The sequence below is a fragment of the Mesopusillimonas faecipullorum genome, assembly GCF_020539505.1.
In the GTDB taxonomy this organism is placed as follows: Bacteria; Pseudomonadota; Gammaproteobacteria; order Burkholderiales; family Burkholderiaceae_B; genus Mesopusillimonas; species Mesopusillimonas faecipullorum.
This window is the reverse complement of record NZ_JACDXW010000007.1, coordinates 18,850-35,878: the sequence shown is the minus strand read 5'-3', so window position 1 is coordinate 35,878 and position 17,029 is coordinate 18,850. Positions and strand designations below refer to the sequence as shown.

Annotated in this window: 24 protein-coding genes; 9 read left to right on the top strand and 15 right to left on the bottom strand. The window is 58.9% G+C overall.

The features are described from left to right. Positions 1–4: 4 nt before the first annotated feature. Genes rpsE through rplN form a run of 8 tightly spaced genes read right to left on the bottom strand, consistent with a single transcriptional unit; the run spans position 5 to position 3,436 of the window. Positions 5–526, bottom strand: a complete 522-nt coding sequence (gene rpsE, locus H0484_RS12985; RefSeq protein ID WP_226955069.1) for a 30S ribosomal protein S5 — start codon at positions 524–526, stop codon at positions 5–7. A 12-nt stretch (positions 527–538) separates the two neighbouring features. Further along, entirely contained in the window at positions 539–895 is a 357-nt protein-coding gene (gene rplR, locus H0484_RS12980) for a 50S ribosomal protein L18 (protein ID WP_226955068.1), read from the bottom strand. A gap of 21 nt (positions 896–916) precedes the next feature. Continuing rightward, complete coding sequence (rplF, locus tag H0484_RS12975; RefSeq protein WP_226955067.1) at positions 917–1,450, bottom strand: 50S ribosomal protein L6; 534 nt, start codon at positions 1,448–1,450, stop codon at positions 917–919. Positions 1,451–1,460: 10 nt separating this feature from the next. Next, positions 1,461–1,856, bottom strand: coding sequence for a 30S ribosomal protein S8 (gene rpsH, locus H0484_RS12970; protein WP_226955066.1), 396 nt, complete (start codon positions 1,854–1,856; stop codon positions 1,461–1,463). Positions 1,857–1,867: 11 nt separating this feature from the next. Beyond that, entirely contained in the window at positions 1,868–2,173 is a 306-nt protein-coding gene (gene rpsN / locus H0484_RS12965; RefSeq protein ID WP_226955065.1) for a 30S ribosomal protein S14, read from the bottom strand. A 10-nt stretch (positions 2,174–2,183) separates the two neighbouring features. Beyond that, the gene (gene rplE, locus H0484_RS12960) at positions 2,184–2,723 is read right to left on the bottom strand and encodes a 50S ribosomal protein L5 (protein WP_226955064.1); all 540 of its coding nucleotides are present in this window, start codon (positions 2,721–2,723) and stop codon (positions 2,184–2,186) included. A 14-nt stretch (positions 2,724–2,737) separates the two neighbouring features. Further along, entirely contained in the window at positions 2,738–3,058 is a 321-nt protein-coding gene (rplX, locus tag H0484_RS12955; RefSeq protein WP_226955063.1) for a 50S ribosomal protein L24, read from the bottom strand. Between the two features lie 9 nt (positions 3,059–3,067). Continuing rightward, positions 3,068–3,436 (bottom strand): 50S ribosomal protein L14, encoded by a 369-nt coding sequence (rplN, locus tag H0484_RS12950; protein WP_226955062.1) that lies wholly within the window; start codon positions 3,434–3,436, stop codon positions 3,068–3,070. Between the two features lie 542 nt (positions 3,437–3,978). Here rplN and H0484_RS12945 point away from each other — a divergent pair. Further along, positions 3,979–4,674 (top strand): LuxR C-terminal-related transcriptional regulator, encoded by a 696-nt coding sequence (locus H0484_RS12945; protein WP_226955061.1) that lies wholly within the window; start codon positions 3,979–3,981, stop codon positions 4,672–4,674. Positions 4,675–4,795: 121 nt separating this feature from the next. Next, a complete protein-coding gene (locus H0484_RS12940) occupies positions 4,796–5,095 on the top strand; it encodes a copper-binding protein (RefSeq protein WP_226955060.1) in 300 nt (99 codons plus the stop codon). A gap of 26 nt (positions 5,096–5,121) precedes the next feature. On the opposite strand, the gene lipA is transcribed toward H0484_RS12940, so the two are convergent. After that, positions 5,122–6,120 (bottom strand): lipoyl synthase, encoded by a 999-nt coding sequence (gene lipA / locus H0484_RS12935; protein ID WP_226955059.1) that lies wholly within the window; start codon positions 6,118–6,120, stop codon positions 5,122–5,124. A gap of 124 nt (positions 6,121–6,244) precedes the next feature. On the opposite strand from lipA, the gene waaC reads away from it, so the two are divergent. After that, positions 6,245–7,234: a lipopolysaccharide heptosyltransferase I gene (gene waaC, locus H0484_RS12930; RefSeq protein WP_226955058.1), complete on the top strand. Its 990-nt coding sequence runs from the start codon at positions 6,245–6,247 to the stop codon at positions 7,232–7,234. 60 nt (positions 7,235–7,294) lie between these two features. Then, positions 7,295–8,632 (top strand): 3-deoxy-D-manno-octulosonic acid transferase, encoded by a 1,338-nt coding sequence (locus H0484_RS12925; protein WP_226955057.1) that lies wholly within the window; start codon positions 7,295–7,297, stop codon positions 8,630–8,632. A gap of 16 nt (positions 8,633–8,648) precedes the next feature. Here H0484_RS12925 and galU read toward each other — a convergent pair whose 3' ends face one another. From galU to H0484_RS12905, 4 genes are all read right to left on the bottom strand, one after another. Next, positions 8,649–9,485, bottom strand: coding sequence for a UTP--glucose-1-phosphate uridylyltransferase GalU (galU, locus tag H0484_RS12920; RefSeq protein WP_226955056.1), 837 nt, complete (start codon positions 9,483–9,485; stop codon positions 8,649–8,651). 59 nt (positions 9,486–9,544) lie between these two features. Next, positions 9,545–9,697: a hypothetical protein gene (locus tag H0484_RS12915; RefSeq protein WP_226955055.1), complete on the bottom strand. Its 153-nt coding sequence runs from the start codon at positions 9,695–9,697 to the stop codon at positions 9,545–9,547. A 98-nt stretch (positions 9,698–9,795) separates the two neighbouring features. Beyond that, positions 9,796–10,629 carry a type III pantothenate kinase gene (locus H0484_RS12910; RefSeq protein ID WP_226955054.1) on the bottom strand — a complete coding sequence of 278 codons (834 nt, stop codon included), beginning with the start codon at positions 10,627–10,629 and terminating at the stop codon, positions 9,796–9,798. Positions 10,630–10,651: 22 nt separating this feature from the next. Beyond that, positions 10,652–11,518, bottom strand: a complete 867-nt coding sequence (locus H0484_RS12905; RefSeq protein WP_226955053.1) for a biotin--[acetyl-CoA-carboxylase] ligase — start codon at positions 11,516–11,518, stop codon at positions 10,652–10,654. A 149-nt stretch (positions 11,519–11,667) separates the two neighbouring features. On the opposite strand from H0484_RS12905, the gene H0484_RS12900 reads away from it, so the two are divergent. From H0484_RS12900 to lipB, 5 genes are all read left to right on the top strand, one after another. Next, positions 11,668–12,318, top strand: a complete 651-nt coding sequence (locus H0484_RS12900; RefSeq protein ID WP_226955052.1) for an alpha/beta hydrolase — start codon at positions 11,668–11,670, stop codon at positions 12,316–12,318. 106 nt (positions 12,319–12,424) lie between these two features. Then, positions 12,425–13,666, top strand: a complete 1,242-nt coding sequence (locus H0484_RS12895; RefSeq protein ID WP_226955157.1) for a D-alanyl-D-alanine carboxypeptidase family protein — start codon at positions 12,425–12,427, stop codon at positions 13,664–13,666. Between the two features lie 35 nt (positions 13,667–13,701). Continuing rightward, complete coding sequence (locus H0484_RS12890; RefSeq protein ID WP_226955051.1) at positions 13,702–14,559, top strand: D-amino acid aminotransferase; 858 nt, start codon at positions 13,702–13,704, stop codon at positions 14,557–14,559. Positions 14,560–14,568: 9 nt separating this feature from the next. Further along, entirely contained in the window at positions 14,569–14,856 is a 288-nt protein-coding gene (locus tag H0484_RS12885; protein ID WP_226955050.1) for a DUF493 family protein, read from the top strand. Then, the gene (lipB, locus tag H0484_RS12880; RefSeq protein ID WP_226955049.1) at positions 14,856–15,566 is read left to right on the top strand and encodes a lipoyl(octanoyl) transferase LipB; all 711 of its coding nucleotides are present in this window, start codon (positions 14,856–14,858) and stop codon (positions 15,564–15,566) included. The genes H0484_RS12885 and lipB overlap by 1 nt, the downstream gene beginning before the upstream one ends. A 14-nt stretch (positions 15,567–15,580) precedes the next feature. Here lipB and H0484_RS12875 read toward each other — a convergent pair whose 3' ends face one another. Both H0484_RS12875 and H0484_RS12870 read right to left on the bottom strand, forming a co-directional pair. Next, positions 15,581–16,078 (bottom strand): TPM domain-containing protein, encoded by a 498-nt coding sequence (locus H0484_RS12875; protein ID WP_226955048.1) that lies wholly within the window; start codon positions 16,076–16,078, stop codon positions 15,581–15,583. Positions 16,079–16,088: 10 nt separating this feature from the next. Then, positions 16,089–17,018, bottom strand: a complete 930-nt coding sequence (locus H0484_RS12870) for a TPM domain-containing protein (RefSeq protein ID WP_226955047.1) — start codon at positions 17,016–17,018, stop codon at positions 16,089–16,091. Positions 17,019–17,029 lie beyond the last annotated feature (11 nt).

Genomic DNA, 17,029 nt, shown 5'->3' with positions numbered 1-17,029 from the left:
GAGATCACCCCAGGATATCTTCGACCGACTTGCCGCGCTTGGAAGCGATTTCGGCAGGGGTCGAGCATGCGCGCAGGCCGTTCAGCGTAGCACGCACCAGGTTATAGGGATTGCTGGAACCCAGGCTTTTGGCCACGACGTTACGCACGCCCATAACCTCGAAGATTGCACGCATTGGGCCGCCGGCGATAACACCGGTACCTTCTGCTGCGGGCGAGATCAGCACGGTGGATGCACCATGCTTGCCCACCACGGTGTGATGCAGCGTGCCGTTCTTCAGGGGCACGCGGTACATACCGCGACGCGCCTGTTCCATTGCTTTTTGAACAGCCACTGGCACTTCGCGAGCTTTACCTTTGCCCATGCCGATGCGGCCATCGCCGTCGCCAACTACGGTCAGTGCAGCGAAGCTCATGGTACGACCACCCTTCACCACTTTACTGACACGGTTGACGCCGATCATCTTTTCACGCAGGCCGTCGTCGTTCTCTTTTTCGGCAGCCTGCCTACCTTGTGCTTTAGCCATTTGCCAATTCCTTTAGAATTTCAGACCCGCTTCGCGAGCGGCTTCGGCCAACGCCTTGACGCGGCCATGGTAGCGAAAGCCTGCTCGGTCGAAAGCAACTTCTTCGATACCAGCAGCTTTGGCTTTCTCGGCCACAAGCTTGCCGACCAGACCGGCGGCGGCCACGTTGCCACCCTGACCCGTGAGTTCCTTGCGGACTTGGGGTTCCAGCGTGGAAGCGCTGACCAGCACACGATCGCCTTCCGGCGAAATGATGTTTGCGTAGATATGCTGATTCGAACGGAAAACCGACAGGCGATGAACGCGCTGTGTGCTGATTTTCCGGCGAGTCGCAGCTGCACGACGCAAACGGGAGAGTTTCTTGTCCATGATTCGTCCTTGTCCGCGCGCTTACTTCTTCTTGGTTTCCTTGATGATGACCTGCTCGTTGGCATACCGGACACCTTTACCCTTGTAGGGCTCGGGACGGCGGTAGGCGCGGATTTCCGCAGCTACCTGACCAACGACTTGCTTGTCAGCACCTTTGACCACGACTTCAGTAGGCGTGGGGCACTCGATCTTGATGCCTTCGGGCATTTCGTGCACAACGTCGTGCGAAAAGCCGAGTTGCATCTTGAGCGCATTGCCTTGAACTTGGGCGCGGAAACCCACGCCGACCAGTGTCAGCTTACGCTCGAAGCCCTTGCTGACGCCGGTGACCATGTTGTTGACCAGCGCGCGCAGCGTACCGGACATAGCATGTGCGTGGCGCGAATCGTTGGCCACTGCGAACGTCAACTGGTTGCCGTCGAGTTTGATATCGACGTCGCCGCCCAGCGGCTGAACCAAAGTGCCCAGAGGACCCTTGACCGTGATGCTGTCGGCTTTAATGGTGGTCTCTACGCCCTGAGGCAGTTCGACCGGGTATTTTGCAATACGTGACATGTGTTTCCCCTTAGGCGACGTAGCAGAGGACTTCGCCGCCCACGCCTGAGGCACGGGCCTTGCGGTCTGTCATGACGCCACGTGGCGTGGAAATGATCGCCACGCCCAGGCCGTTCATGACCTGTGGCAGGGTGGTACGACCCTTATAGATACGCAGACCGGGGCGCGATACGCGCTCGATGCGTTCAATAACGGGGCGACCGGCGTAATACTTGAGGTCGATTTCGAGAACAGGTTTAGCTTGCTCGCCGCTGATGCGGTAGCTCTCGATGTAACCTTCATCCTTCAGCACAGCGGCAATAGCCGCTTTCAGCTTCGAGGAGGGCATGCTGACCGACGTCTTGCGAACTTGCTGCGCATTGCGCACGCGGGTCAACATGTCGGCGATGGGATCGCTCATGCTCATGTGTGTTTCTCCTACCAGCTAGCTTTGGTCACGCCCGGCACTTCGCCACGCAGCGCCATTTCGCGCAGCTTGTGACGAGCCAGACCGAATTTGCTGAAAACGCCACGCGGACGACCCGTCACCAGGCAGCGGTTACGCTGACGGGTGGGGTTGGCGTTGCGCGGCAGTTGTTGCAGCTGCAAACGAGCCTGGTAGCGTTCTTCGTCAGTCTTGGACTGATCGTCGATGATCGCCTTCAAGGCCTCACGCTTGGCCGCAAATTTGGCTGCCAGCTTGGCACGCTTGATATCGCGATTGATGAGTGAAAGTTTGGCCACGTTGCGCCCCTTAGTTGCGGAACGGGAAGCTGAAGGCCGTCAACAGCGCCTTGGCTTCTTCGTCAGTCTTGGCGGTGGTGGTGATGCTGATGTTCATCCCACGCAACGCGTCGATTTTGTCGTATTCGATTTCGGGGAAAATGATCTGCTCTTTCACACCGAAGTTGTAGTTGCCACGGCCGTCGAACGCACGACCCGACACACCACGGAAGTCACGCACACGAGGCAGCGCGACAGTGATGAGACGGTCGAGGAATTCGTACATGCGCTTGCCGCGCAGTGTAACCATGCAACCGATGGGGTAGTCTTCACGGATTTTGAAACCCGCGATGGACTTGCGTGTCTTGGTGACCACGGGCTTTTGGCCGGAGACCTTGCTCATGTCGGACACAGCATGCTCGATGACCTTCTTGTCGGCCACCGCCTCGGACACGCCCATGTTCAGCGTGATCTTGGTGATGCGCGGCACTTCCATGACGCTTTGGTAGCCGAACTTGCCTTGCAGGTCGGCCATGACCTTGTTACGGTAAAACTCTTGCAAACGAGTCATGATGGATTCGCCCCTCAAGCCTTGGCGCCAACGACCGCGCCGTTGGAGCGGAAGATACGCACCTTGCGGCCGTCGACCACCTGAACACCAACGCGGTCGCCCTTGCCGGTTTCGGGGTTGAACAATGCCACATTGGAAATGTGAATGGGCATGGTCTTGTCGACGATGCCACCTGGCGTACCGGCCATGGGGTTGGCCTTGACGTGCTTCTTGACGACGTTGATGCCTTCGACCACAACGTGGTCTGCATCGACGCGCTGCAGCACCGTGCCGCGGCGGCTTTTATCACGCCCAGTCAACACGACGACTTCGTCACCTTTACGGATTTTTTGCATGACGGCTCCTTACAGCACTTCCGGGGCCAACGACACGATCTTCATGAACTTTTCCGTACGCAGTTCGCGCGTGACGGGCCCGAAGATGCGCGTGCCGATGGGCTCGAGCTTGGCATTGAGCAACACGGCGGCATTGCCACCGAACTTGATGAGGGAACCGTCGCGGCGACGCACGCCCTTGGCGGTACGCACCACCACGGCGTTGTAGATTTCGCCTTTCTTGACACGGCCGCGCGGGGCCGCATCCTTGACGGTGACCTTGATGACATCGCCAATTGCGGCATAACGGCGCCCGGAGCCGCCCAACACCTTGATGCACATAACGGAACGCGCACCCGTGTTGTCGGCCACGTCCAGCGTGGTCTGCATTTGTATCATGATTGTTCCTAGTCCAACTTAGCCGAACCCCCCGCTCTACAGCACGATGCTGCGACCCGGAAGACCCAGCCAGTTTTGGTCCCGTCAGGCTTCAAACCGGCTCGACCGGCCAAAACCCTGGGTTGAAAATCTGGCTAAAAAACTGCTTTCTTACTTACCACTGCTTTTGCTGCCTTTGCTTTTACTTGGGTTACCGCCTTCCTGTGAAGGCCAAAAGCAATTACTGCAAATTGGGGTAAGTCATCTACTTTAACCTGTTTTGGCAAATTACGCAAACACAAGGCAGCATCTTTGCTCCATGCCTGGTTTATGTTGCCTATTTACACCACCCGTGCGAGAAGCCACTGAATCAGTATGGTGACAATGCTCTGGTATTGAACCGGTACTTGCTTAGCAGGGGTCTTTAAGTACGGCAAGGCAGGGTTGCCCAGCATACGAAATATATTAACCACATGTGACAATTTATCTATATATTGCAGAGAAGCCCTCTCCACAGCCAAATTTTGGCGTACAGCGGGCAAATGAAACACCGAGATGACTCCATGGTTGCATTACGAGACTCCCCCGCACGCTATTCGCACATTCTCATCGTGGAAGACATCGAGGGCGTGCGCACCAGCCTTGTCAAGATCGCACAAGAGGCCTTCCCCCAGGCCGGTATCAGCGGCTGCGGCACCCTGAGGCAGGCCGAACAGTGGCTTGAGCAGCATCCCGAACATACCGACGCTTCGGGGGGCAATCTGCTGACTCTAATAGACCTGGGGCTGCCAGATGGCAACGGCATTTCATTGGTGCGTAAGTTAAATGCATACGGCCCGCATTGTCTGCCCATCGTCATCACGATTTTTGACGATGACATAACCTTATGCAAGGCCGTCGCGGCAGGCGCTCAAGGTTATCTGCTCAAAGAGCACCCGCCCGAAATCATGGTGCACTACCTTAAGCGCATGGAACAAGGAGAGCCGCCCATCACCCCCCGCATGGCGCGACGCATACTGGCATGCATGCAGCATCTGCTGGCAGCGTCACTGCCCAACGAAGAAGCCGTCCACCTTTCACCCCGCGAGACCGAAGTCCTCAGCATTATCGGGCGCGGCTTTCGTGTGGGCGAAGCGGCACGCGTGCTGGGCTTGACCGACCAAACCGTAGCAAGCTACGTGAAATCCATCTATCGCAAACTCAATATTTCGTCCCGCGCCGAAGCGGCGCTTGAGGCTTCGCGCCGCAAACTGGTCTGAATCTGCCGATAAAGCCGTGGCAGATGAGCCCAATAGTCTGGCAACAGGCTGACACCCATTAATTTATACTGGGGTAGTGGCCGGCTGATGCCGGCGTTTCCCACCGTTTTGGGTGTTCAACATGGCTTTTACGATCCCCTCCTCTTGCCGCTTGGCCGCCTTGGCCTTGACCGTCGCCGCTATCTCCTCGCCGGCATTTGCACAGCAAGCCGAATCATCCGGCGAAGTACGCCGAGTCGATACGGTGCAGGGGAAAATCGTTATCAAACATAACGCTATCCCCGACCTTAAACTGCCGGCAATGTCGCTGGCCTACCATGTGCAGCCTATCTTGATCATCGAGATCAAGCCGGGAGACAAGGTGACATTCACAGCACAACGAGAAAACGACCGCTACGTGATTGTAAAAATCAGCAAATAGCCAAGCAGGCGGGCAAGCGCGCCAAATTAAACCGCGCCTGCCGCGTGAGCTTGCTCGTCAGCGTGATAGGACGATCGCACCATGGCCCCCACCGCCGCGTGGGTAAAGCCCATTTCGTAGGCTTTTTCTTCGAACATGGCGAAGGTGTCGGGGTGCACATAACGCAATACCGGCAAATGGTGCTCGGAAGGCTGCAAGTATTGACCTATGGTGAGCATGTCAACATTGTGCGCCCGCATATCCTGCATGACTTGCAAGATTTCTTCGTCGGTTTCGCCCAGGCCCAGCATCAGCCCGGATTTGGTTGGAACCTCTGGGTGCAGCGCTTTGAATTCGGCGAGCAAACGCAATGAGTGTTGGTAATCGGAGCCGGGTCGCGCTTGCTTATACAGGCGGGGCACGGTTTCCAGATTGTGGTTCATGACATCGGGAGGCGCGGCGTTCAGGATGCCCAGGGAGCGTTCGAGGCGCCCCCGGAAATCGGGCACAAGAATCTCGATGCGGGTGCTGGGTGAAAGCTCGCGCACTCTTTCTATGCAAGCCACAAAATGGCCGGCACCACCGTCGCGAAGGTCGTCACGGTCTACCGACGTAATGACGACGTAAGACAACTTGAGCGCCGCAATGGTGCGAGCCAGGTTCTCGGGTTCGTTGACGTCGAGAGGGTCGGGCCGACCATGGCCCACGTCACAGAAAGGGCAGCGACGCGTGCATTTGTCGCCCATGATCATGAAAGTGGCGGTGCCCTTGCCAAAACACTCGCCAATGTTGGGGCACGAGGCCTCTTCGCATACCGTGTGCAGGTTATGCTCACGCAAAATGCGTTTGATGTCGTAAAAGCGAGAGCCCGGCGCGGCCGCTTTGACGCGTATCCATTCGGGTTTCTTCAGTCGCTCGACAGGAACGATCTTGATAGGGATGCGAGAGGTTTTCTCGGCCGATTTCTGCTTCCGGGTAGGATCGTAGGCCAAGGGCGCACCGCCGGCGTCGGTTGACGTAGCGGGCATTTCAATAGGGGTAGTCATGCTGGATTCCTGCAACAGGCGTAACTTCCATTTTAGCCTTTAACTCGCTTGCTGACTCAAGCCCCTGCCGTCTGCTCCTTGATAAAGCGCGGAAAGCGGGCTCTTGTCTATATATAATCGCCCCATGACGACTCGCATCCTAATCGTAAGGACGTCCTCGCTGGGCGATCTGGTTCACATGCTGCCGGCCATGTCCGACATCGCGAGGCATGTTCCTGACGCCCGTATAGACTGGGTCGCCGAGGAAAGCTTCGCCGAAATTCCAGCCTGGCATCCTGCCATTCACGAGGTCATCCCCGTTGCCCATAGGCGGTGGCGCAAGCATTGGTGGTCTGCCCGCAGCCGAGCCGAACGGGCTCAGCTGCGCCAAGCCTTGCGCGGTCGCGAATACGACGTCGTGCTGGATATGCAGGCTCTGCTGAAATCCATCTGGATCGTGCGCCAAACACGCGGCACGCGGCATGGTCTTGATAGGCGCTCCGCACGCGAACCCTTGGCCTCGCTGTTCTACGATGTGCGGCACAAGGTGGAGTTCTGGCAACCAGCCATCATCCGCCAGCGCACTTTGGCAGCCTCGGCCTTGGGGTATCAGTTCGAAGGCCCGCCCGACTTCGGGCTGCAGGCTTTTTCGCGCGATATCCTGCACCCCGGTTACGCCGTGATCATGCCCTCAGCCAGCCGCGACGACAAACTCTGGCCCAGCCAAGACTGGCATGCTGTTTTCAAACACCTGCAGTCTTATGGCATGACACTTAAAATATTGGCCGGCAACCCAACCGAGCAGGCGCGTGCCAAGCAGCTGATGCAAGGTTGGGATCATACTCAGGTACTGCCCCGCATGAGCCTGACGGACACGGCTCGGGAGCTGGCCGGTGCTCGCATCATGGTGGGCCTGGATAGCGGCCTGACCCATTTAAGCGCGGGGCTGGGTCGCCCAACCATAGGCATTTACAAAGCCTCCACCCCGGTGCGCACGCCTTTGCAAGGCAGTGGCTACACCGCCAGCCTGGGCGAAAGAGGCCAGGCGCCATCGGCCCACACGGTTATCAGCGCCATAGACCAAGCTTTGCAAACTTTGTCGCAGCCGACCATGCCGCCCGAGCCTTCCGCCTAAAAGCGGATACGTCTTTTACGATTAGAATACTCACGCGCACTCACACACCCGGGCCGAGGCTTGAACCGCTACTTCTACACCCTGTGTCTTACCTTGCTTTCCCCAGCCCTGATCGGCTGGGTTGCCTTGCGTGCGCGCAAGGCCGGTGGCAAATGGGGAGTCATGTCAGGGGCTCGTTTTGGCCGTTACACCACCCCTGCTCCATTGCGCCGTCCCATCTGGGTACACGCCGTCAGTTTGGGCGAAACCCGCGCCTCACAGCCCTTCGTTCAAGCCCTGCTCGACCAAGGCGATACGGTTGTATTAACCCACATGACGGCCACAGGGCGTGCCGAAGCGGCGCGCCTGTTTGCCGAACCCATTGCGCGTGGTCGACTACTGCAAGAATGGTTGCCTTACGATTTCCCGTGGGCGGTAAAAGGTTTTTTCACGCACTATCGCCCCTTGGTTGGCGTCATGATAGAGCGTGAAATCTGGCCAAACGTACTGGCCGTGGCACGCAAGCGCAAAGTCCCCATGATGCTGGCCAGTGCTCGCTTTTCAGACCAAAGCCTGAGACAAACCCTGCACGCCGGGCGCATGATGCGCGAAGCCTACGAAAGCCTGGACATGATCTATGCGCAGACGCTGGAAGATGCACAGCGCCTGGAGCATGCGGGCGCCATGGCTGTGCGCGTCTCGGGCAACTTCAAATTCGACGTACATCTGCCCGAAGACGAAATCGCACGCGGGCGGGCTTTTGCCGCGGCGCTACCGCGCAAGATGCTGACCATCGCCAGCACGCGCGAAGGCGAAGATGAGCTGTTCATCCAGGCCATTGCTCAGCAAATCAAGCGCGCACGCGCGCAGGGCCAAGAGCTTGCCGACAGCGTTCTGTTTTGCATCGTGCCTCGCCACCCTCAACGATTCAATTACGTCGCATCGCTGCTGCAAAAAGCAGGCCTGCCCTTTACCCGCCGCAGTCAGTTTGCCGACGGCGGGGGCACCGCCATGTCCAGCTTGCGTTTATGTGCCCAATCGGCTGTGTTGCTGGGCGATAGCCTGGGCGAAATGCCCAGATATTACGGGGCCAGCCAAGTTGCCATCGTAGCGGGCAGCTTCTTGCCTCTAGGCGGCCAAAACCTGATTGAAGCCTGTGCAGTAGGCGTGCCGACCATCGTCGGCCCCCATACTCAGCATTTCGAACACGCGGCACTGGATGCCATCGATGCAGGGGCAGCATTACGCGCAGCTTCGCCCGAAGCCGCCGTGCAGGCCGCTCTGCAGCTGCTATCTGACTCGCAGCGCCTGAACCAAATGAGTCAGGCCGCCACTTATTGGGTGCGTCAGCACTCAGGCGCTGTTACCCGTGTTGTAGACGGCCTGAATGAATTGAAGCGGGTATCGCCTCCGCGATAACCCGCCTTGCCACGCTTTAAGCGCTGAGGCCGTGATACTTACGGCCCAGTTCTACTGTTGCCTGGTAAAACCCTGCCTTGCTACCGCAATCGTAACGCTTGCCTTCGTACTCGTAGCCAAACACCTGACGGCTTTTCATCAGGCTGGCAATACCATCGGTAAGTTGGATTTCGCCACCTACACCGATCTGCGTGCGCCGCAAATGATCGAAGATCTCGGACTCGAGCACATAACGACCGACAACCGCCAACGTAGAAGGCGCATCTTGGGGAGCCGGTTTTTCGACGATGCCTGTGAGTCGGGTGGTGCGTTCGCCCACAGAGTGGCCACTGATAATGCCATAGCGGTCAGTTTGGCTGAGCTCGACATTGTTGATGCCCAACACACTACCGTTGTATTGATGAGCGGCGTCAGTCAGTTGCTTGAGCACCGGTGTATCGGCATCCAGCAAGTCGTCGGCCAACAACACCGCGAACGGCTCACCACCCACAATCGGGGCCGCACACAATACGGCATGCCCCAAGCCCAATGGGGCCGGCTGGCGCGTGTAAATGCAATTGACGTAAGAGGGAATCACGTTGCGCACGATCTCCAGCAACGCCGTTTTATTTTTGCTGGCCAAATCTGCTTCTAGCTCGGGGGCGCTATCGAAATGGTCCTCGATGGCTCGTTTGTTGCGCCCCGTGACGAAAATGAGCTCGGTGATGCCCGCGGCAATCGCTTCCTCAACGGCATATTGAATGAGAGGCTTGTCTACGACGGGGAGCATCTCTTTGGGCATGGCCTTGGTAGCGGGCAAAAAGCGCGTGCCCATGCCTGCGACCGGAAATACCGCTTTGCGTATCGGTTTCATACTGGAGGTGATGATAAAGGTTGAAAAAAGTGCTGTCGGTACATGGCGGCAAGAACCCGCTACTGGACGATAGGCACCATACGTTCGGGCGCTTGCTCGGGCGGGGCAAGCTGGCCCCGTCCCTCACTACTGGGTACCGGCCCTAGCCAGCCTTGGCCCACGCCGTAAAGCGCTGCGTTGACCAGCACGACCAATACAAAAACAATGCGCATAAGGGGCTCCCGACAGCCAAGCTGGCCCAAGCATATAACAGCTTGGCACGGCTCAACGACAACAATCGTCAATAGTTAAAGCATTTATGAGGCAACCGTCAATGACCTGCCTCTTGTTTTTGCCTTGCAAGACAAGCCAAACCATCCAGCGCCGGGGAAGCCAGCCACACTATCTGCGCGGGTTCAAACCACTGCAAAGCCTCGGCCTCAAGGGCCGGCCAAGCTCCCCCCGTCACATACAGGCGCGCAGGTGCACGAGAAGATGACTGCTCGATCCGTCGCCATTGACGCCATACCGCCCCTAATTGAGCCGCCGCCACGCCGGTGGCAATGGCATCACGCGTCTGGGCAGGAAAGTTTCGAGTGACCCCGGCTTCTTCAGGAAGCCGTGCCGTGCCTTGCGCCAAGGACCTCGCCATCAGCTGAACGCCCGGCAAAATAAGACCACCAGGAAAAACATACTCATCTGCGGCTTGTGCTTCAGACGGCAACAAGGCGTCCACCGTCGTAGCAGTGCCGAAAGAAGCCAGCAATACGGGCGCAAGCGAGTTGCCCGCGAGACGGCGCTCGTTCCAGGCGACGCCCAACAAGCCCGCCCATCGATCTGGCCCCAGCGCATGGGAAGGCAGATATTCGCTGCGCACACCCGCTGCGTACATTTGGCTGTGCTGCCAATGCACGGGCAAGCCCGCCGCCGTTTGTGCACCCGAAGCTGCCGACAACAACTGTTCGAGCTGAACCATGCGCGCTGAATCGACGACACCGACTGCCCACACCTCTAGCGGTCGCTCAGGCAAGGCTGCCACCCAAGCCCCCAAGCCTGCCATTTCATCGTAGCCAAAGGCGGCAACCACAGGAGCGCGCGCTTGGGCACTCAAGCTCATCCACGACAGCTTGACTCGTGTATTGCCTGCGTCCAGCAGCAGTCTCATGCAGTCTCCCAAGCTATGTGTTCTAGAGCGGCGTGTGCGTGCGTGCCGACACTTCGCCAACCGTGACAGGCTGCACTGCTGAGGGCGTACGCAAGAGCAGGCGACCGTACTCGTCCACCCCGCAAGCAATGCCACTTTGTATCACGCGGTCGGACTCGATGATGTCGACGACTTGCCCCACCAGGGCATCGACTACGGCATGACGCTGCGGCAGATCACCCAAGCCATCGCGCACGACGCGCTGCAGAGAGCTTTGCCAAGCGCGTGCAATGCTGACCACCAGCTCTTGCACCGAGACGGACGCGGCATCGGCGTCCTCGCCGACGACCTCGCGCCAATCGGCCACGCGTCGATCCAGCGCTTGACTGAGTGAGCGCGCATCGTCCAGGTTCAAGCCGATTCCCATGATGACGATGTAATGATCATCGCTACCCTTTGCCGCACCGGCCCGAGTGGCCTCTACCAAAATACCCGCCAGCTTGCCCATACGCCATTGCAAATCATTCGGCCACTTCATGACCAAATGCTCGCGCAAGGCCGGGTTTAGCCACTGACGCAAACCTTCGCAAGCCGCTACGCCGGCAAGCGGGGATAGCGCCGGTAGCAGCCTGGAAGGCATGAAAACGTCGAAGGCACAGGAAAACATAAGATTGGCACCCTCGCGGTGCTGCCATGTGCGGCCGGCACGACCGCGCCCCGCCTCTTGCAAGTGTGCCCCCAATAACCAGGGTCGAGCTGGCACGCTAACTTGGCGTGCTCGCGCCAAAAGCTCTGCATTGGTAGACACGGTGCGCGCCACCCAATCCGTCTGTTGGAAGCCGGGCAAGGCTCCGCGCAACCCCTGGGTCAATTCATCGGGCGTCGGCAGGAAAGGGGCAGAGACAGACATGGAAGAGAGCAAGACGGTCAATAAGGAGCAATCATCAGGCATTGTAGTGAAACGGCAGGGATGAAGTTCACGCAGGACTACAATGTTCAACACAGTTGCTTAGGCAACGTCGCGCAGCTTTGAATTTCTTAGACTCCCATCCGTTCGCCATGTCCGCATCCAGCACATCCGTCCAGTTCACCGGCAAGGCCGGCATTGTTGACTGCATACTTGACATCCCCACCGCCCACCCGCGCGGCTGGGCCTTGATTCTTCACCCTCATCCTTTGCATGGGGGCACCCGCGACAACAAAGTCGTTACGACATTGGCCAAGGCTTGCCAACAACAGGGCTTGGCCACGCTCAGACCCAATTTTCGCGGCATCGGCCACTCTGCCGGCGAGTTCGATCATGCTCGCGGCGAAACGCAAGATATGCTGGCGGTGCTGGAGCAGTTTCGTGAGCGCTATCCCGAACTCGCCCGTCTGCCTTGGGCCATGGGCGGCTTCTCTTTTGGTACGGCGGTGGCCGCTCGGGTATACAGCGCCTTGGCACCCGAAGATAGGCCACGCATGCTGGCTTTGGCGGGGGCCGCCGTGTCACGCTTCATAGATGAAGGGCAGATCGTCACCGTGCCCGACGACACCTTGCTGGTGCATGGAGAGTCGGACGACGTCGTGCCTCTGGACGAAGCCATGGCTTACGCACGCAGCGCGTCTTTGCCCATCGTGGTCATTCCCGATGCCTCTCATTTCTTTCATGGCAAACTTATCGCGCTACGTCACATCGTTCAGTTGCGCTTGCAGGCGGCCTTCCCTTAAGCGCTGCCTATAATGCCTGACTGAACCAAACACCTGCCGGTCGGTCTGTCCTAAGGTTCCATCAACTTTGTCACTCATCGCCATCGTTACTGTCTTCATGTCCTCTATGCGCCCTTCTTCCCGCTCATCCTCCGCCCCCCGTGCCGCATTCCGACTGGCTGGTCTGGCGCTGGCGGTCAGCTTTCTCGCCCAGCCTTCGTGGGCAGACACCACAAGCGCGCCTGCGCCCGCAGAGGCACCGGCAGCGGCCACCTCGGTCGTAGAGTCCGTTAGCGCCTTGTCCTCCATTCCGGCACCCGCAGTCAATGGCCGCGCATGGCTCACCCTGGATGCCAACAGCGAACAGATCATCGCCGCCCAGTTGCCCGATACCCGCGTAGAGCCCGCTTCTCTGACCAAGGTCATGGCGGCCTATGTGGTCTTCGATGCCCTCAAGCAAAAACGTCTTAACCTGAGCGACCCGGTCCTGGTTTCCGAAAAAGCCTGGAAAACCGGCGGCTCGCGCATGTTTATCAACGTCAACACGCAAGTGTCCGTCGACGACTTGCTGTACGGCATGATTGTGCAGTCTGGCAACGACGCCACCGTCGCCCTGGCAGAGGCCGTGGCCGGCAGCGAAGACGCTTTTGTGGCGCTCATGAACGAGCAAGCCCAACGTCAGGGCCTGACGCAAACCCACTTCACCAATGCCTCGGGTCTGCCCGACGCCGAGCACTACACCACGGTTCGCGACCTGGCGCTGCTGTCGCGCAACCTGATCCGCGACTTTCCAGAATCACTGCACTACTACAACACCAAGGAATACACCTACAACAAGATCAAGCAGCCCAATCGCAATCGCTTGTTGTGGTTGGATGACACCGTCGATGGTCTGAAGACCGGGCACACCTCATCAGCGGGCTATTGCTTGATTTCCACGGCCTTGCGTGATGGGCGTCGTGTGATTTCCGTACTGGTGGGAGCCGACAGTGAAGCGGCTCGTGCCGAAAGCAGCCTGAAGCTGCTTAACTGGAGCTTCCAGAACTTCGACACGGTGAAACTGTTCGACGAAACCAAGCCGGCTGTACAAGCCCGCGTCTGGGAAGGTACCCAGCCCCAAGTGGATCTGAGCCAGCCCAAGTCTGTGTGGGTCACTGTGCCGCGCGGCAAGGCCGAGCAGATCCAGCCTGTTGCTCAGTATCGTCAGCCGCTGATTGCCCCGCTGGCCAAAGATACTGAAGTAGGCACCGTAACGCTGATGCTGGACGGGCAAGTGTTGCGTCAAGCACCGCTGACCATCATGCAAGACGTGCCCCAAGCCGGTTTTTTCAGCCGCATGACGGATAAAGTCATGCGCATGTTCAACTGACGCTATCCCCCGACCGACTCAAACCGCCTTCTTTCATGATTCCCGACGTCGACCCTAATGCCATCGTTTATTTAAACGGGCAGTACTTGCCTATTTCACAAGCGCAAGTTTCAGTACTGGACCGTGGCTTCATCTTTGGCGATGGCATTTACGAAGTCATCCCCATTTATAACGGCCAGCCTTTCCGCATGGAAGAGCACCTGGATCGCCTCGAACGCAGCCTGGCGGCCATCTCGCTGCAACCCGGTTACAGCCGCGCCCAATGGAAAGAGCTGGTGCAGGGTTTGCTTAGCCACGTTTCGTATAGCCACAGCATGGTCTACCTACAGATCACACGCGGGCCGGCCAAACGCGACCACGCTTTTCCCAAGCAAGTCCAGCCCACCGTATTCGGGATGATCAACCCCTTTCAGCGCCCTTCAGAGCGCCAGCGTACCGAGGGTTTAAGCGCCATCGCCATCCCCGACATTCGTTGGCAACTGTGCAATATCAAATCGGTGTCTTTGCTGGGCAATGTGCTGGCCAAGCAACAAGCCATTGAAGCGGGTGTAGACGAGGCCATTCAGTTCCGCGACGGTATGCTGACGGAAGGTTCGTCATGCAATATCTGGGTGGTCAAAGACGGCACCTTGCTCACGCCACCCAACGACCATCTCATTCTGGAAGGCATACGCTATCGCTTGCTCGAAGAGCTGGCAATGCAATCCGGTGTACCTTATCAAGCACGCGCTATCAGCCGCGCCGAAGTCGAACAAGCCGACGAGCTTTTACTGACTGCCGCGACCAAAGAAGTCTTGCCCATCGTGCGCCTTGACAGCCACATCGTCGGTAATGGCCGCCCCGGTCCTGTTTACGCAAAGCTGCGCACCGCCTACGATGCCCTAGTGGGCTAAGGAGACCCCATGATGAACCAGCCACCGGTCATTCCCCCCGAAGACTCGTTAATCGAATACCCCAGCCAATTCCCCATCAAGGTCATGGGAAAGTCCCATCCTGAACTTACCCCTACCCTGACGGCGGTGGTGCTGGAGTTTGATCCGGAGTTCGATCCGGTCACTGTCGAGGTACGCCCCAGCAGCAAGGGTAATTATGTGGGCCTGACTTTCACCGTCACGGCCACCTCACGCGAGCAACTGGATAATTTGTATCGCGCCCTGCATAGCCACCCCATGGTTTCCATCGTGCTTTGATGCTACCCCTTGTACGCTGGCTGGCTCGCCCCGCACCTTACGAAGAAGTATTGCTGGCCATGCGCCAGTTCACGCAGACACGAGACACCGACACACCCGATGAAATATGGCTGGTCGAGCACACGCCTGTCTACACGCTGGGCCAGGCGGGCAAGCCCGAACACGTGCTCGCCCCCGGCGATATTCCCCTGGTGCGCAGTGACCGGGGCGGTCAGGTTACCTATCATGGTCCAGGGCAGGTCGTCGCTTACGGCCTCATCGACCTGCGTCGCCGAGGCTTGTTCGTCAAAGAATACGTAGCCTTGCTGGAAGACGCCGTCATCGGCTTGCTGCAAGAGCTAGGTTTGCCCGAGGCGAGTCGGCTGGCCGGCGCACCAGGCGTGTACGTTCCTTACACGCTTGAGATGACCAGCCAGGCGGCTGCGCCTGGCAACGGTTTAAGCCTGGATGGCCAGCCCATGGCGAAAATCGCCGCGCTGGGTATCAAGGTCAGCAACGGGCGCGCCTACCATGGTGTTGCACTAAACGTCAGCATGGATCTACAGCCATTTTTAGGTATCAACCCTTGCGGTTATCAGGGTTTGCATACGACTGATCTGGCCAGCCAGGGCGTACAGCTATCTTTAGAACAGGCCGGTGAGGCCTTGGTGCGCCATTGGCTGCTCAGGCTGCCACCCATGGTGCAAGAGGCAGCCCCTTCCAGCGCCTAAAGCCATGGCCGGCATTACAGCATGATGGGCTGGTCCGGCAAATGGTTTTGTGCGCTTAACGCCGCCGGGCAATACTGCCTGCACACCGCCTCTATCGCCTCAATCGCTGCCCGAATCCCCTCGCGATAGCGCCCAGCTGCCAAGTCTTTACGCAGCTGAGTGCAAATGGTTTGCCACTCGGCATCGGGGGCGCCCACCCCGCGATCCGCAATAAGCTCTATGTGGTGGCGATCTAGGGCCAGGTAAAGCAGTACGCCGGTATTCAAAGGGGTGTCCCACACGCCCAGCCTGCCGAAAACTTCCAGGGCTCGCTGGCGCGTATCGGGTTCGTGCGCCGGAGCCACCGCTTCTATCGCCAACATCAGCTCGCCGGCATGATGCTGCTCGCTATGAGCAATCGTGGCAGCCAACTCATCCAATACCACTTGCGGAAAATGTTTGCGACGCAAACGCCTGCCCTCGAAAGTGCTCAGTCCTGCCAGGTGCTTCCAGCCGAATCGATTGTGATACATAAGCCCCTCTCTACCAACCACCCGAGGCACCGCCGCCTCCGCTGCGGCCGCCACCGCCACCGAAGCCCCCACCCCCGAAACCGCCACCGCCACGGCCATGCCCCCAGCCAGCACGGGAAGAGCCCAGCCCACCTCCGATGACGCCGCCACGGCGCGACACGCTGGAAGAGCCGCCGCGCGGCCCCGAGCCCGCCGAGCGCCCCGCCAAACTAAGCAGAAAGGCCACCATGGCTCCCACGGCAGCCGCGACCACACTGCCGCCGGTAAGCCAATACAGCGCCAGCGCCGTACCCGCCGCGGCCCACAACGGCGGTAAGGCCACGACGGCAATGGCCAGAGGCGCCAGCCATTCAATAAGAGTCAAGAGAAACGAGCCGGATGATGCTTCATCGGCGACTGAAGCGGAAGGCTCGGGCAGTGCTTCGCCTTCTACCAGCTTGATCAAGCTGTCTACCCCGGACACCACACCGCCCGCAAAATCGCCCTGCTGGAAATGGGGCGCCACCTGTTCGCGAATGATGCGGCCCGCCTGCAAGTCTGTCACTGCGCCCTCCAGGCCATAACCCACCTCGATACGCAAGCGCCGGTCGTCTTTGGCGATGACGAAAAGAATGCCATCGTCCACCCCTTTACGCCCCAGCTTCCACTGCTCGAAGGCGCGCTGCGCATAGCCTTCTATCGCTTCGCCTTGGGTGGTAGGCACCATGAGGACCGCGATCTGGGCCCCTTTTTCTTGCTCAAGGGCAGCCAGCGCTTGCGTTAAGCGGTTTACCGTAGTGGTATCCAGCGTACCTGTGGTGTCTGTTACGCGCTCTTGCAGCGCGGGAATAGCAGCCTGCTGCGCCCACACCGGCCACCAGGCCGCCAGACAACATAGCCATGCACCCAGCAGCCAGGCCAACCTGGGCACCCGCGCATGCCCCAAGCTTAGCGCACCCATGTCTACGCCTC

Coding starts and splice junctions, on each gene's coding strand:
- rpsH (WP_226955066.1), bottom strand. CDS start 1,856: ATGAGCATGAGCGATCCCATCGCCGACATGTTGACCCGCGTGCGCAAT.
- H0484_RS12945 (WP_226955061.1), top strand. CDS start 3,979: ATGGTTGCATTACGAGACTCCCCCGCACGCTATTCGCACATTCTCATC.
- rplR (WP_226955068.1), bottom strand. CDS start 895: ATGGACAAGAAACTCTCCCGTTTGCGTCGTGCAGCTGCGACTCGCCGG.
- waaC (WP_226955058.1), top strand. CDS start 6,245: ATGACGACTCGCATCCTAATCGTAAGGACGTCCTCGCTGGGCGATCTG.
- H0484_RS12940 (WP_226955060.1), top strand. CDS start 4,796: ATGGCTTTTACGATCCCCTCCTCTTGCCGCTTGGCCGCCTTGGCCTTG.
- galU (WP_226955056.1), bottom strand. CDS start 9,485: ATGAAACCGATACGCAAAGCGGTATTTCCGGTCGCAGGCATGGGCACG.
- rplE (WP_226955064.1), bottom strand. CDS start 2,723: ATGACTCGTTTGCAAGAGTTTTACCGTAACAAGGTCATGGCCGACCTG.
- rplN (WP_226955062.1), bottom strand. CDS start 3,436: ATGATACAAATGCAGACCACGCTGGACGTGGCCGACAACACGGGTGCG.
- lipB (WP_226955049.1), top strand. CDS start 14,856: ATGCTACCCCTTGTACGCTGGCTGGCTCGCCCCGCACCTTACGAAGAA.
- H0484_RS12900 (WP_226955052.1), top strand. CDS start 11,668: ATGTCCGCATCCAGCACATCCGTCCAGTTCACCGGCAAGGCCGGCATT.
- rpsE (WP_226955069.1), bottom strand. CDS start 526: ATGGCTAAAGCACAAGGTAGGCAGGCTGCCGAAAAAGAGAACGACGAC.
- H0484_RS12915 (WP_226955055.1), bottom strand. CDS start 9,697: ATGCGCATTGTTTTTGTATTGGTCGTGCTGGTCAACGCAGCGCTTTAC.
- H0484_RS12910 (WP_226955054.1), bottom strand. CDS start 10,629: ATGAGACTGCTGCTGGACGCAGGCAATACACGAGTCAAGCTGTCGTGG.
- H0484_RS12905 (WP_226955053.1), bottom strand. CDS start 11,518: ATGTCTGTCTCTGCCCCTTTCCTGCCGACGCCCGATGAATTGACCCAG.
- rplF (WP_226955067.1), bottom strand. CDS start 1,450: ATGTCACGTATTGCAAAATACCCGGTCGAACTGCCTCAGGGCGTAGAG.
- H0484_RS12875 (WP_226955048.1), bottom strand. CDS start 16,078: ATGTATCACAATCGATTCGGCTGGAAGCACCTGGCAGGACTGAGCACT.
- H0484_RS12870 (WP_226955047.1), bottom strand. CDS start 17,018: ATGGGTGCGCTAAGCTTGGGGCATGCGCGGGTGCCCAGGTTGGCCTGG.
- H0484_RS12890 (WP_226955051.1), top strand. CDS start 13,702: ATGATTCCCGACGTCGACCCTAATGCCATCGTTTATTTAAACGGGCAG.
- lipA (WP_226955059.1), bottom strand. CDS start 6,120: ATGACTACCCCTATTGAAATGCCCGCTACGTCAACCGACGCCGGCGGT.
- H0484_RS12885 (WP_226955050.1), top strand. CDS start 14,569: ATGATGAACCAGCCACCGGTCATTCCCCCCGAAGACTCGTTAATCGAA.
- H0484_RS12895 (WP_226955157.1), top strand. CDS start 12,425: ATGCGCCCTTCTTCCCGCTCATCCTCCGCCCCCCGTGCCGCATTCCGA.
- rplX (WP_226955063.1), bottom strand. CDS start 3,058: ATGCAAAAAATCCGTAAAGGTGACGAAGTCGTCGTGTTGACTGGGCGT.